Source organism: Syntrophothermus lipocalidus DSM 12680, assembly GCF_000092405.1.
In the GTDB taxonomy this organism is placed as follows: Bacteria; Bacillota; Syntrophomonadia; order Syntrophomonadales; family Syntrophothermaceae; genus Syntrophothermus; species Syntrophothermus lipocalidus.
In genome coordinates this window covers 2,235,358-2,247,648 of record NC_014220.1, presented here as the reverse complement: position 1 = coordinate 2,247,648, position 12,291 = coordinate 2,235,358, and the positions used below count along the sequence as shown (strand labels likewise).

Here is a 12,291-nt window from a genome sequence, read left to right as displayed (position 1 = left end):
GGTAATCGACGAGTGGGAAGATACACAGGACCAGCCTGTCGGCTATGTCGTAGAGAAGGGATAAAGCTTTATCTAAAGGCCGAAAGGTGTTATTCAGAAAAATGTGCGCTTGAAAGGAAACCTTATATTCCCGGCCAGCACGGGCGGGGTCGCCGTGGCAAACCGAGCGAGTATGGGTCGCAGCTGCGCGAAAAGCAAAAGGCAAAGCGGATTTATGGAATACTCGAGCGCCAGTTCCGCAACTATTTTGAAAAGGCAGAAAGACAGCCGGGCATTACGGGGGAAAACCTGCTCGCTTTGCTGGAGAGAAGGCTGGATAACGTCGTATACCGTTTGGGATTTGCCGGGTCGCGCCCTGAGGCACGGCAGCTGATTACCCATGGGCATTTCTTGCTGAACGGTAGAAAAGTTAACATTCCTTCGATCCTGGTTAAGGTCGGGGACGTCATTCAGGTAAAAGAAAAGAGCATGGAATCTGCGAAATTCAAGGAATTGCAGGCCCAAGCAGCCTACAAAACCCCTCCCGAGTGGTTGGAAGTCAATGCCGATAACCTCTCTGGAAGAGTGCTGGCCTTACCCAGGAGAGACCAGATCGATGCTCCTATCGATGAACACCTGATCGTAGAGCTGTACTCTAGATAAGAGACCAGGGGATCCAGCCCGGGTCAAAAAGGAGGGTGAGGCATCGATGCTTGAGATTGAAAGACCGAGAATAGAGTGCGTGGAAAGGACCCCGGACAACCGTTATGGCAAGTTTGTGATAGAGCCCTTGGAGCGCGGGTTCGGAATAACCTTGGGCAATTCCCTGCGCAGGGTACTACTTTCGTCCTTGCCTGGAGCGGCTATCAGCACCATAAAGATTGACGGGGTTTTACATGAGTTTTCAACCATACCTGGTGTAGTTGAGGATACTACCGAGATTATTCTTAATCTCAAACAGGTAGTTCTCAGGTACGACTATGATCAACCTAAGACCGTATTTGTGGAACAGCGAGGCCCTAAAGAGGTAAAAGCAGGGGACATTATCCGCGATGCTGAAATCGAAATACTTAATCCAGAGCTGCATATCGCTACTCTAAATGAAGACGGGCGCCTGGCCATGGAAATGACAGTTGAACGCGGCCGCGGATATGTGAGTGCCGATCAGAAAAAGAAGGATGAAAACGTTATCGGGCTGATTCCTATCGATTCGATTTTTACCCCGATAAACAAGGTCAATTTTACGGTTGAGAACGCCCGCGTAGGTCGAGTTACCGACTATGATCGCCTGATGCTAGAGGTTTGGACAAACGGAAGCATAAGCCCAGAAGAGGCAGTCAGCCTGTCTGCCCATATACTTATCGATCACTTGAAATTATTCACCGAGATCAATGATTCTTACTCCCCGGTCGAGATCTTGGTAGAAAAAGAAGAAGACCAGAAGGACAAGATACTGGATATGTCCATCGAGGAATTGGAGTTATCAGTGCGGGCTTCCAACGGGCTCAAGCGGGCTAACATTAATACGGTTGGTGATTTGGTCGAAAAGACCCGTGAAGAAATGAGCAAAATAAGAAACCTGGGGCAGAAGTCCCTGGACGAAATCGAAAGGAAATTAAAAGAACTGGGCCTATCGTTCAAGAAGCCTGAAGAGTAGAGGAGGATACAGACATGGGATATCGCAAACTTGGAAGGAGGACCAGTCATCGCAGGGCAATGCTTGCCAACATGGTGGCTGCAGTGATTAGCAATGAAAGGATAACCACTACCGAAACCAGGGCCAAAGAAGTGAAGCGGCTCACCGACAAGATGATTACTCTCGGCAAGCGAGGCGATCTGCATGCGCGCAGACAAGCCTTGGCTTTTATCCAGGACGAGGGGGTTGTGCACAAGCTCTTCAGCGAGCTGGCGGATAAATACAGCGAACGTCAGGGCGGGTACACCAGGATAGTTAAAGCTGGCTTTCGCCGGGGTGACGGGTCGCCTTTGGTTATTCTAGAGCTGGTCTAGGAGGCTTATGCTAGAACTGAACAACGTGCATTTCGTTTACGAAGCCGGTCAACCCCCCGCGGTAACCGGCATAACTTTTTCTGTCGAACCCGGAGATTTTGTGGTGATACTGGGTAGAAACGGCTCGGGTAAATCGACTCTGGCTAAACTGATGAGCGGAGTGATAGTTCCTATCCGGGGAACAGTTCGGATAATGGGACTGGACACCAGGGAAAGGTCCCATAAGAGGACCATTCGCCGGTTTGTAAGCCTGATGTTATCTGACCCGGAAAACCAGATTGTCTCAACCCTGGTCGAAGAGGACGTGGCTTTTGGGCCGGAAAACCTGGGGGTGCCTCTAGAGGAAATTGAGCACCGGGTGCAGGAAGCACTGGCAAGTGTGGGGCTAACGGGCTACCGGAATAGCTCTCCCCGGTTCTTGTCGGGCGGAGAAAAACAGAGATTAGCTATTGCCGGCCTTTTGGCTATACGGACCAGGTACCTTGTCTTAGACGAGCCCACCGCCATGCTAGATGCTAGGGGTCGTAGAGAAGTGTTAGCCGTCCTCGCTCAGCTCAATGAGACCGAAGGGATCGGCGTTGTGATGACATCGCACCGGGCAGAAGAGATGATTTGGGCCAAGAGAGTAGTCATCCTAGACGAAGGACAGGTACGGGCGATAGGATACCCGAAGGACATAATGGGAGACGAAGAACTCCTGATAGCATCGGGGATAGATCCTCCCCCTTTGTCCCGGTTGGCAGATGCACTAAGACGCCGCGGATTCCAGCTTCCAAAGCCGATTCTAACCGTAGAAGAGATGGTAAAAACACTATGTCAATCCGTTTAGAAGAGGTAAGCTTAATCTACCACCCGGGCACTCCTTTCCAAACTGCGGCACTTGAGTGCATTACCTGCACCATGACCAAAGGCGACATCACGGGAATCACCGGACCGACCGGCTCGGGAAAGTCGACCCTTCTACAGCTTTTAAACGGCCTGCTCAAACCGAGCTCAGGACAGGTTTTCATCGACGGCGAGCGCATCGACCAATTAGGTGGAGAAAAGCTGACTCAATTGCGCAGGAAGGTGGCTCTTGCCTTTCAGTTTCCGGAAAAGCAGGTCTTCGAGTTGACCGTTAGAGAAGATATAGCCTTCGGTCCGCGGCAGTTGGGATTGAGGGGAGAAGAATTGGAAAATCGGGTATGCTGGGCCATGGAACAGGTGGGGCTACCACCGGCAAGATACGCTGAACGGACCTGCGCTTCTTTAAGCGGAGGGCAAAAACGGCTGGTGGCCTTGGCCGGGATGGTGGCGATGAGGCCTGATTATGTTCTCTTAGATGAGCCATGGGCAGGGCTTGACGCTGTTGCTCGCCAGCACCTGAAGCAGTTTATACTTCGTCTGAAAGGTGAAGGCACCACGGTTGTATTAGTATCCCATGACCTGGAAGACCTGGTCGAGATAAGTGATAGGTTGTTGCTTTTAAAAGAAGGGCGTCTGATTATGCAAGGGCCGACCAGAACTGTGCTGAATCATTGCAGCGAATTGGTGGCGTCCGGTATTGAGGTTCCCGTGTGGCATCGGGTATTGTTGGAGATTAAAAAGCGGTGTCCCGAGATTAACCTGGCGGTGACTGATGTGGAAGAAGCCGCCGACGAACTGGAAAGGTTACTCAGGTCTGCGCACCTGCGCTGCCGCAGCCGAAAGCAAGAGCATTCGGGCCCTCGAGAAAACGGAGCGTAAACAAGACAATGTCTGGCGGAAATGTACTTGGACAGTATATACCGGTAGAATCTCCCGTACACAGGTTAGAACCTCATACTAAACTGCTTTTGACGCTCATCTTGGCGACGGCGGCGTTCCTAGCCGGCGATTTTGTCGAGCTCAGCTTGGTAACAGGGCTGGTAATTGTTTTTACCATCTTGTCCCGAGTACCCGCTACGCAGTACGTTCGAAGCCTCAAACCGATGCTGGTGCTGGTGGCAGTGACGGTGGCTGCTCAGCTTTTCCTGAGTCAGGTGTTAAATCTCACCGCTGAACACGGCATCGCCCTTAAAGAAGAAGGGGTTAGGCAGGCCCTAACCACAGGGATGAAACTGCTGCTGGTTTGTTGGGTAGCCCAATGGCTAACCTTTACTACTTCTCCGGTGAAACTGGCTGAAGGGATAAAGGTTTTACTGACACCTTGCCGGAGGGTAGGGGTTCCGGTGGAAGAGCTGGCCATGATAGCCACCATAGCCATCCGTTTTGTGCCCATCGTTTTTGATGAAGCAGAGGAAATGGTAAAGGCCCAGGCCTCGAGGGGCGCCGATTTTGAATCCCTTCACTTTCGCGCAAGGCTAAACAGCATAATATCGGTTTTAGTTCCTCTTGTAAGCCGGTGTTGGCGGAGGGCAGAAGACCTGGCCCTGGCTATGGAGATCAGGGGATACGGGGCCGGTGGCAAGAGAAGTCGGGTCAGGAGGTCAAAGATGACGTTGACCGATTATCTTTTCTTGGCAATTGGTGTCCTTCTATTGATAGGTGTCCAATTCACCGGAGGGCGAGGATGAACAGAATCAAAGCATTAGTTGAGTACGAAGGAACCCGATACAGCGGTTTTCAGAGACAGCCCCGAGGCCTGACGATAGAGGGGGAACTGGAAGCAGCCATCTGCAAGCTCACAGGCGAAAGGGTGAAGGTCTTGGCAGCCGGTCGCACTGATGCCGGGGTTCACGCTCTGGGGCAGGTTATCGCCTTTGACACCGAAAGCCCGATACCACCTGAAAGGTTTGCCCCAGCTCTCAACTCTGTTCTGCCCTCAGATATCAGGGTGCTCAAGAGCGAAAAAGCGAAAGAAGGTTTCCATCCTCGTTACCAAGCCCGGGCTAAGGCTTATCGGTACTTGATATATCGCCAGGAAGAAGGACGTACCTTTTACCGTAACCTTGCTTACTACTACCCTCAACCACTGGACCTACCGGCAATGGCGAAGGCAGCGCGATATATGGAAGGTACCCACGACTTCATGGCGTTTTGTGCAAGTGGAAGCGGGGTCAGGAACTATGTCAGAACAGTGTTTGAAGTCAGCATAAATGAAAAACCGCCATTTCTTCAAATCGACGTCTGCGGTGACGGTTTTTTGTATAACATGGTCAGGATAATGGTAGGTACCTTGCTGGAAGTCGGTAGGAAACGGCTTGCCCCTGAAGAGGTTGAGCAGATATTGCTATCTAGGGACCGGCAGCGCGCCGGACCCACGGTGCCGGCCTGCGGCCTGTACCTCAAGAGGGTATTTTATTGACAAATACGTGGTGATTTTCGTAATATTAAAAGGTACATCAGGCTAATACCCGGAGGTAGAGCCCCGCTACCGGGCAAAGCCTTTTAAGAACCAGCTATTCGAATAGGATATAGGAGGGAACGAGTTTGAAGACCTTTATGGCCAAGCCATCCGATGTCGAACGCAAGTGGTATGTATTAGACGCGGACGGGCAGACCCTCGGAAGGTTGGCAGCCCAAGCCGCTTACCTTCTGCGGGGAAAACATAAACCGACGTACACTCCGCACATCGATACCGGCGATTTCGTTATCGTGGTGAATGCCGACAAAGTTCGCTTGACCGGTAACAAGCTTCTCAAGAAGAAATACATTTATCATACCCGTTATCCAGGTGGCTTACGCGAGATGACGTACAGGGATCTACTCGACAAGAACCCGGAAAAGGCAGTGGAGATAGCTATTAAAGGGATGCTCCCCCATAACCGGTTGGGGAAAAAGATGTTTAAGAAGCTGAAAGTCTACCGGGGGCCGGATCATCCACATCAAGCGCAGAAGCCCGAAGCCTGGATACTAAGAGGGTAAGGAGGCGAGAGAATGGCTAAGGTCCAGTACTGGGGGACAGGCAGGAGAAAAACGGCAGTAGCTCGGGTTAGGCTTATCCCAGGAGAAGGCAACATAATCATAAACGGGCGGCGAATGGAAGAATACTTTCCCAACCTGACCCGGAGGCTCTTGGTTATGCAGCCCTTGGAGTTGACCGGTATGACCGGACGTTTTGACGTGATTTCAAGGGTGGACGGAGGAGGAATAACCGGGCAAGCGGGAGCCGTCCGGTTGGGGATTGCCAGGGCTTTGGTGCAGGCTAACCCTGATCTCCGTCCTCAATTGAGGAGAGCCGGTTTCTTGACCAGAGACCCGCGCATGAAGGAACGCAAAAAATACGGCTTACACAAAGCTAGAAAAGCTCCGCAATACTCCAAACGCTAAAAAGGAAGGCAAAGAACCTTCCTTTTTTGCTTTCTAAATGGGGCCCAACACCCATCGCTACTCACGCTCTCACACCAAGCGGGGTTTTAATTTTTCAATAGCCGCATATAAGTTTACGAGAGGGGGTATGTAAGCTTCCAGGCTTGGGGGGATAGCAGCTGGGTCGGTTGTGGCTATTGGTTATTCGCCTGAAAAGGGTGCAGTCCGTTATGGCGGTGGTATTTGCCGCTGTTTTGTTCATCGCTAGTTTACAAGTCGGGGCAGAGGAAGATTACAGCGTGCTATCTTATGCGATTGCGAATAAAATCATCGTTATCGACCCCGGACATGGGGGAATCGATCCGGGAGCGGTCGGGCGTAATGGCACCCTTGAGAAAGATGTGAATCTGGAGATTTCAAGGCGTTTAGCTACCTATCTCGGCCAGGCAGGAGCAGTAGTGGTGATGACCCGGGAAACAGACAATGACCTGGCAGACTCAGGATTTGAGGGGAGCCTTATCGAAAGGAAGAGACAGGATCTAGCCCGTCGAGCAGCCAAGGCCCAAGAGGTAAAAGCCGATATGTTCATCAGCATACACTGCAATGCCGACTTCTCCCCCCGGTGGAGCGGAGCCCAGGTTTTTTACTGTCCTACCAGCGAAGAAAGCAGGCACATAGCTATCTCTATCCAGCAGGAATTGAGGAGGATTCTGGGGAATACTAACCGTGAAGCTAAGCCGGCGGTGTACTTCATAACCGAAAAAACATCTATGCCTGCTGTCATCTTGGAAGTCGGATTCCTGTCTAATCCGCAAGAAGAGTTCTTGCTCGCCGATAAAGCATACCAAGCTCGCCTAGCTTATGCCATCTTTTCTGGGATCGTCAAATACCACGTTGAGGAGGCGGGAGAATGATAGTTTACGGGGCCTTGATGCCACACCCCCCAATTATCGTTCCGGAAATCGGAGGGGCCGATCTACTTGAGGCCCAAGCCACGGTGCAGGGAATGAGAGAACTCGCTCAGAGGGTCCGTATTCTTACCATCCCGACGGACAAGTCTTCGACCTGAAGGTAAAGGAGCTCCTAGCGCAAGGAGATGTCAAGGGGGTACTGGAACTACCATCCCAGTTAGTCGAGAATGCAGGAGAATGTGGTTACCGCTCCATAATAGTGCTAATGGGTGCTTTGGAAGGCAGGTCTTTTTCCAGCCTGGTCTTTTCTTACGAAGGCCCGTTTGGGGTCGGTTATCTTGTCGCCGGTTTTATTCCCGGATGCTCTGACCAGTCCAGGATGTTTTTATCCCGTCTTAGAGAGGATAACAGGCGCCAGATCGAGTCCCGGCGCCAGCAGGAGTCCCCCATAGTCAGGTGGGCTCGCGAATGCTTGGAGACGTACGTACGTCAGGGTAAAAAGGCGGAGCTACCTCCCGAACTCCCACAGGAATTAAAGAAGCCAGCCGGTGCATTTGTTTCCCTGAAAAAGGAAGGGCAACTCCGCGGTTGTATAGGTACCATTTTGCCCACGCAAAAAAACCTGGCCTTGGAAATCAGGGAGAATGCGGTCAGTGCCGGGACCAGGGATTACCGCTTTTCTCCGGTTACCGAAGAGGAACTGGATGAACTGGTTTACTCGGTCGATGTACTGGGCCAGCCGGAAGCTGTGTCGGGCAGAGATCAGCTGGACCCCAAGAAGTATGGGGTTATCGTCAGGTGCGGAGGCCGGACCGGGGTGCTGCTGCCAGACTTGGAGGGGGTTGATACGGTAGACCAGCAGATCAGTATTGCTCTCCAAAAAGCCGGTATTAGACCAGACGAGCCTTACCAGATAGAGCGTTTTAAGGTAACGAGGTACAAGTAACATGGACAGACACGAGGCGAGATTTTGGGAGAAACAAGAACAAAGCAAAGTGCGGTGTTTGCTCTGCCCCCACCGATGTGTCCTAGATAACGGCAAAAACGGGATTTGCCGGGTCAGGGTTAATCAAAACGGCATGCTTTACACCCTCAACTACGGCGAAATAGGAGCCCTTGCCCTTGATCCTATTGAAAAGAAACCCTTATACCATTTTTATCCGGGCATGGCAATACTGTCGGTTGGGACGGTGGGCTGCAACTTGTCTTGCGGCTTTTGCCAGAATTACGAACTGGTTGTGGGGGATGTTCCTCGGCGAAGACTGGACCCCGAAGAAGTAGTCCAACTGGCGGAAGAAGTAAGGAGCCGGGGAAACATCGGTATCGCATACACATACTCAGAACCCCTGGTGTGGTACGAGTTTGTGGCCGATACGGCTCGTCTGGCAAGGAAAAGAGCTTTGAAGAATGTTCTAGTAACTAACGGGTTCGTTGAAGAAGAGCCGCTACTCGATCTGCTACCATATGTAGACGCCGTGAATATAGATCTAAAATCTTTTAAGGACGAGTTTTATCGTAAAACCTGTAAAGGCCGGTTGGCCCCTGTTATGCGCACCATAGAGATTTGTAGCCGCAGAACTCATGTCGAAGTGACGACTCTCTTGATTCCGGGATTGAACGATAGCCCAGAGGAGATTAGCCAGCTGGCGGGGTGGTTGGCGTCTATCAGTCCCGATATAGTCCTGCATTTGTCGCGCTATCACCCGGCCCGCGAATTCAACCTTCCGCCTACTCCTGCCACCACTATGCACCAGGCACGGGAAACCGCCAGGCAGTACTTGAAGCACGTTTACCTTGGCAATCTGGGATCTGTCGACAATAATACCTATTGTCGAGATTGCGGAAACTTGCTGGTGGAGCGTTCGGGCTATTATACAGGTATCAAAGGCGTTCGGGAAGGAAAATGTTCTGGTTGTGGAGGATCGGTGCCTATAGTTGGGGACCAAAACGTCTAGTCCTATTAAGCCTGCAGAATTTTATCTAATTTTATTCTTAGCAGGAGAAGGATTTTGAAAGAATAGCTAGAATAGAAATCTAAATAAAGGGGACTAGCAACTTTTGCAGCCATTAGCGACGTTGGAACAGCCGATCTTTAACTTGAAGGTATAATGCTGGTCTCACGTAGATAAAAATATAATACGAGGAGGTATCTGTAAGGTGGAACTGGCGAATGTATTGTACGAGAAAGAAGGAGACATAGCAATAGTAACCGTGAACCGGCCTAAAGCCCTGAATGCTCTTAATGCAGAAACGTTAGCCGATATCGAAAAAGCTATGGATGCAGCTGCGGCCGATCCGGAAGTAAAGGTCGTTATACTTACAGGAGCAGGGCGAGCTTTTGTGGCCGGCGCGGATATTACTTTCATGCAGAACATGAAACCTCTGGAAGGCAGGGCTTTTGCCATGTTAGGACAGGCCGTTTTCCGGAAGATCGAAACGATGGAAAAGCCTGTCATAGCTGCGGTGAACGGGTTTGCGCTTGGTGGTGGCTGTGAGCTGGCTATGGCTTGCGACTTCCGTATAGCGTCAGACGCTGCGAAGTTCGGGCAGCCCGAAGTTGGACTGGGCATCACCCCAGGATTTGGCGGCACTCAGAGGCTGCCGAGACTAGTGGGTGAAGGCATGGCCAAAGAACTGTGCTACACCGCCGACACGATTGACGCGAATGAAGCCCTGCGTATAGGCTTGGTAAACCACGTGGTTCCGGCTGACGAACTGATGACTTATGTCAAAAACGTGGCCAAGAGGATCGCTAGCAAGGGACAACTCGCGGTTAGAGCATGCAAGAAGGCTATCAACGAAGGCATGCAGGTCGACATCGACCGGGCTATGGGCATCGAGGCCGATATCTTCGGCATCTTGTTCTCGACCGAGGAACAGAAGGAAGGCATGACCGCATTTGTAGAAAAGAGAAAGCCGGCGTTCACCGGGAAATAGGGATTAGATCACTGGCTAAGCGTGCGGCAGGCGGGTCAGCCCTGAAGAGATACACAAAAAGGGCTGACCCCATTTTACCCGGGATAGGAGCCGTAAGGTGGCAAAGAGGTTGTAGTTACCTCTTTACCATAAGTCGTTAGCAGGGGGGGTGAGCTTTCAAACTTTATCCCGAGGTGTCTGTGTTATTTATTTCTTGAATTAATTCTTTGGAGGAGGGGTTTTTAATGTCAGGACATGGTGGAGGATGGGCAAATCCTGCCCCGGCAGGACTGGTAGCACTGGCAGTAGCGTGTTTCACTTTCTTCGCAGTATTGTGCGGCAAAGTTGAACACACCTGTATTCCCCTGTTGGGTATCTGGTTGATCGGCGGCGGCATTGTACAGCTGATAGTCGGCTTGATTGAGCTGAACGAGGGCGCAGTTACTGGCGGCAACGTGTTCACTTTCTTCGCGGCTTTCTTCATGTTTGTCGGTGCTTTTGAATTCTTATTCAAGTATTTTGCTGCATTGAACGGATGGCAGATAGATGCTAGGATCGATGGTTGGGCCTGGTTAGTCCTGTGGATAGCGCTCTGGCTGTGGACTCCCGCATACTTCAAGTCTACACTCGTGATGACACTTCTTTTGCTATGCTTAGACGTGGCTGTTCCACTGGTAGCTTTGAGAGACCTCGGCATCTTAGGAGCATCTGCTAGCCCGATAGCTGGGTATTTCCTGCTCTTCACCGGGATTTTCGGCCTGTGGCAAGCTACTGCTATAGTTCTTAATACAACGTACGGAAAGACCATTATCCCGACCGGCGGTCCGCTGGCTAAGTAGGGGTAGCGTCGGTTTAACATTAGGATAAGATATTTTGCACTCATTTAAAGAAAGATAGTTGTGAAAAAGAGCAAAATTATAGCAGGTCGCGCGACCTGCTATTGTTTTGGTAGAACAGGATAGATGTAGTCTTAATAGATTCTTTCAATCAGGCAATAAAATTGAATAAGTAGCCGACAACTGTAGCGATACCAAAGATGGTAACGATGTATGCTATCATCAGTTTCCGCTTAAATATCGATGACAAGAGGGTGAGTTCGGGTATGCTGGCTCCGGCTCCTCCGATCAGCAAGGCCATGACAGTGCCGACCGAAACGCCTTTCTTTACAAATGCAGAGGCAATAGGAATCATAGTCTCGGTTCTGACGTACATGGGAACACCTATCGCGGCTGCCAGCGGCACAGCGAAAGGATTACCTGCTCCCGCGTACTTGATGAAAAAGCCTTCCGGAACGAATCCGTAAATGAAAGCGCCGATACCTACCCCGACCAAAAGATAAGGGATCATCTGTCGGTAAAGGTTTTGGGCGAATCCCCAGGCAACAGCCAGTCTTGGTTTCAGGGCTTCCCACCCAGAGGCATCCTCAACCGTTGTGATAGCTACCTCTTCTTGAGCTCCAACGATCCTCACCGCTCTAACCTCGCGCTCGAGGTTCAAGCCGCCGAGGATGATGCCCGCGAGAACCGCGGCTACGAAAGTGGCGACAACATAGAGCACAGCCACTCTGAATCCAAAGATCACGGCGAAAAGCGAAATCACGGCTATGTTGAAAACCCCCAGCGGTGAAGCGATCAGGAAGGACATGGCAATGCGAAACGGAACACCGACATTTAGCAATCCTACCAATGCTGGAATAGTGGAGCAGGAGCAGAACGGAAGAAGGCCTCCGAAAACCGCGCCCAAAATGTTTCCAGCAATTCCTCGACCATATCGGGAGAGGATGCCCTCCACTTTCTTAGGTGAAACGTAGGTCGTTATCAACCCGATGATGAAGGTAATCCCGACAAAAAGGATGGTTAGCTCTAGTGAGATATACACAAACCAATAAGCAGCTTCTCGCAGGCTGTTCAGACCGTCCATTACTATCCTCCTCAGTGGCGTTTATATGCCATTAATACCCTGCGGCAGGATCTTTATAGACGACCCGAGCCGCGGTTTCATGGTGGTTATACCCAGGTATTGCGGAATTACCCTTGCTAGTTTTTCTTTGTTTCCTGCTGCGCGCTATCCCCGGCGGAGGCGTCTACATTGGCTTCCTTGACAGCATCAGCTGCTTCGTCTACAGGAATAATCTGGACTCCACAACAACCGCCGCTGCTCTTTCCGAAGATTCGGGATAGAATACTGCCTTTCTTCTCATCTTTCTCACCTTTGGTGTTGGCCACTGTTGCCTCACCTCCTTTCCAAGCATAATCGTTGAAACCAG

Annotated in this window: 17 protein-coding genes; 15 read left to right on the top strand and 2 right to left on the bottom strand. The window is 51.1% G+C overall.

Annotation, left to right across the window (positions count from 1 at the left end):
- The first annotated feature begins 12 nt into the window (after nt 1-12).
- From rpsD to SLIP_RS10875, 15 genes are all read left to right on the top strand, one after another.
- Nucleotides 13-642 (top strand): 30S ribosomal protein S4, encoded by a 630-nt coding sequence (gene rpsD / locus SLIP_RS10940; RefSeq protein WP_013176352.1) that lies wholly within the window; start codon nt 13-15, stop codon nt 640-642.
- A gap of 46 nt (nt 643-688) precedes the next feature.
- A complete protein-coding gene (locus tag SLIP_RS10935; RefSeq protein ID WP_013176351.1) occupies nt 689-1,636 on the top strand; it encodes a DNA-directed RNA polymerase subunit alpha in 948 nt (315 codons plus the stop codon).
- 14 nt (nt 1,637-1,650) lie between these two features.
- A complete protein-coding gene (gene rplQ, locus SLIP_RS10930; protein ID WP_013176350.1) occupies nt 1,651-1,989 on the top strand; it encodes a 50S ribosomal protein L17 in 339 nt (112 codons plus the stop codon).
- A 7-nt stretch (nt 1,990-1,996) separates the two neighbouring features.
- Nucleotides 1,997-2,818 carry an energy-coupling factor transporter ATPase gene (locus tag SLIP_RS10925; RefSeq protein ID WP_013176349.1) on the top strand — a complete coding sequence of 274 codons (822 nt, stop codon included), beginning with the start codon at nt 1,997-1,999 and terminating at the stop codon, nt 2,816-2,818.
- Entirely contained in the window at nt 2,803-3,714 is a 912-nt protein-coding gene (locus SLIP_RS10920; RefSeq protein ID WP_013176348.1) for an energy-coupling factor transporter ATPase, read from the top strand. The genes SLIP_RS10925 and SLIP_RS10920 overlap by 16 nt, the downstream gene beginning before the upstream one ends.
- Before the next feature lie 8 nt (nt 3,715-3,722).
- On the top strand, nt 3,723-4,523 hold the full coding sequence (locus SLIP_RS10915) for an energy-coupling factor transporter transmembrane component T family protein (RefSeq protein WP_013176347.1): 801 nt from the start codon (nt 3,723-3,725) through the stop codon (nt 4,521-4,523).
- Complete coding sequence (truA, locus tag SLIP_RS10910) at nt 4,520-5,254, top strand: tRNA pseudouridine(38-40) synthase TruA (RefSeq protein ID WP_013176346.1); 735 nt, start codon at nt 4,520-4,522, stop codon at nt 5,252-5,254. The genes SLIP_RS10915 and truA overlap by 4 nt, the downstream gene beginning before the upstream one ends.
- A gap of 137 nt (nt 5,255-5,391) precedes the next feature.
- A complete protein-coding gene (gene rplM / locus SLIP_RS10905; RefSeq protein WP_041433690.1) occupies nt 5,392-5,814 on the top strand; it encodes a 50S ribosomal protein L13 in 423 nt (140 codons plus the stop codon).
- Nucleotides 5,815-5,826: 12 nt separating this feature from the next.
- On the top strand, nt 5,827-6,219 hold the full coding sequence (rpsI, locus tag SLIP_RS10900) for a 30S ribosomal protein S9 (RefSeq protein WP_013176344.1): 393 nt from the start codon (nt 5,827-5,829) through the stop codon (nt 6,217-6,219).
- 209 nt (nt 6,220-6,428) lie between these two features.
- Nucleotides 6,429-7,112: an N-acetylmuramoyl-L-alanine amidase CwlD gene (cwlD, locus tag SLIP_RS10895; protein ID WP_013176343.1), complete on the top strand. Its 684-nt coding sequence runs from the start codon at nt 6,429-6,431 to the stop codon at nt 7,110-7,112.
- Nucleotides 7,109-7,267 carry a hypothetical protein gene (locus tag SLIP_RS12815; protein ID WP_169303766.1) on the top strand — a complete coding sequence of 53 codons (159 nt, stop codon included), beginning with the start codon at nt 7,109-7,111 and terminating at the stop codon, nt 7,265-7,267. The genes cwlD and SLIP_RS12815 overlap by 4 nt, the downstream gene beginning before the upstream one ends.
- Nucleotides 7,264-8,055: an AmmeMemoRadiSam system protein A gene (gene amrA / locus SLIP_RS10890; RefSeq protein ID WP_423218589.1), complete on the top strand. Its 792-nt coding sequence runs from the start codon at nt 7,264-7,266 to the stop codon at nt 8,053-8,055. Before SLIP_RS12815 ends, amrA begins: the two co-directional genes overlap by 4 nt.
- 1 nt (nt 8,056) lies before the next feature.
- Nucleotides 8,057-9,064 carry an AmmeMemoRadiSam system radical SAM enzyme gene (amrS, locus tag SLIP_RS10885; RefSeq protein WP_013176342.1) on the top strand — a complete coding sequence of 336 codons (1,008 nt, stop codon included), beginning with the start codon at nt 8,057-8,059 and terminating at the stop codon, nt 9,062-9,064.
- 202 nt (nt 9,065-9,266) lie between these two features.
- The gene (locus tag SLIP_RS10880) at nt 9,267-10,046 is read left to right on the top strand and encodes a short-chain-enoyl-CoA hydratase (protein WP_013176341.1); all 780 of its coding nucleotides are present in this window, start codon (nt 9,267-9,269) and stop codon (nt 10,044-10,046) included.
- A 224-nt stretch (nt 10,047-10,270) separates the two neighbouring features.
- The gene (locus tag SLIP_RS10875; protein WP_013176340.1) at nt 10,271-10,864 is read left to right on the top strand and encodes an acetate uptake transporter family protein; all 594 of its coding nucleotides are present in this window, start codon (nt 10,271-10,273) and stop codon (nt 10,862-10,864) included.
- Between the two features lie 148 nt (nt 10,865-11,012).
- Here SLIP_RS10875 and SLIP_RS10870 read toward each other — a convergent pair whose 3' ends face one another.
- Both SLIP_RS10870 and SLIP_RS10865 read right to left on the bottom strand, forming a co-directional pair.
- The gene (locus tag SLIP_RS10870) at nt 11,013-11,945 is read right to left on the bottom strand and encodes a permease (RefSeq protein ID WP_013176339.1); all 933 of its coding nucleotides are present in this window, start codon (nt 11,943-11,945) and stop codon (nt 11,013-11,015) included.
- Between the two features lie 116 nt (nt 11,946-12,061).
- Entirely contained in the window at nt 12,062-12,250 is a 189-nt protein-coding gene (locus SLIP_RS10865) for a hypothetical protein (protein ID WP_013176338.1), read from the bottom strand.
- Nucleotides 12,251-12,291 lie beyond the last annotated feature (41 nt).

Excerpts from the sequence above, each read along its gene's own strand:
- rplQ (WP_013176350.1), top strand. The coding sequence starts at position 1,651 with ATGGGATATCGCAAACTTGGAAGGAGGACCAGTCATCGCAGGGCAATG.
- SLIP_RS10925 (WP_013176349.1), top strand. The coding sequence starts at position 1,997 with ATGCTAGAACTGAACAACGTGCATTTCGTTTACGAAGCCGGTCAACCC.
- SLIP_RS10915 (WP_013176347.1), top strand. The coding sequence starts at position 3,723 with ATGTCTGGCGGAAATGTACTTGGACAGTATATACCGGTAGAATCTCCC.
- truA (WP_013176346.1), top strand. The coding sequence starts at position 4,520 with ATGAACAGAATCAAAGCATTAGTTGAGTACGAAGGAACCCGATACAGC.
- SLIP_RS12815 (WP_169303766.1), top strand. The coding sequence starts at position 7,109 with ATGATAGTTTACGGGGCCTTGATGCCACACCCCCCAATTATCGTTCCG.
- amrS (WP_013176342.1), top strand. The coding sequence starts at position 8,057 with ATGGACAGACACGAGGCGAGATTTTGGGAGAAACAAGAACAAAGCAAA.
- SLIP_RS10935 (WP_013176351.1), top strand. The coding sequence starts at position 689 with ATGCTTGAGATTGAAAGACCGAGAATAGAGTGCGTGGAAAGGACCCCG.
- SLIP_RS10870 (WP_013176339.1), bottom strand. The coding sequence starts at position 11,945 with ATGGACGGTCTGAACAGCCTGCGAGAAGCTGCTTATTGGTTTGTGTAT.
- SLIP_RS10920 (WP_013176348.1), top strand. The coding sequence starts at position 2,803 with ATGTCAATCCGTTTAGAAGAGGTAAGCTTAATCTACCACCCGGGCACT.
- rpsI (WP_013176344.1), top strand. The coding sequence starts at position 5,827 with ATGGCTAAGGTCCAGTACTGGGGGACAGGCAGGAGAAAAACGGCAGTA.
- rplM (WP_041433690.1), top strand. The coding sequence starts at position 5,392 with ATGGCCAAGCCATCCGATGTCGAACGCAAGTGGTATGTATTAGACGCG.
- cwlD (WP_013176343.1), top strand. The coding sequence starts at position 6,429 with ATGGCGGTGGTATTTGCCGCTGTTTTGTTCATCGCTAGTTTACAAGTC.
- SLIP_RS10875 (WP_013176340.1), top strand. The coding sequence starts at position 10,271 with ATGTCAGGACATGGTGGAGGATGGGCAAATCCTGCCCCGGCAGGACTG.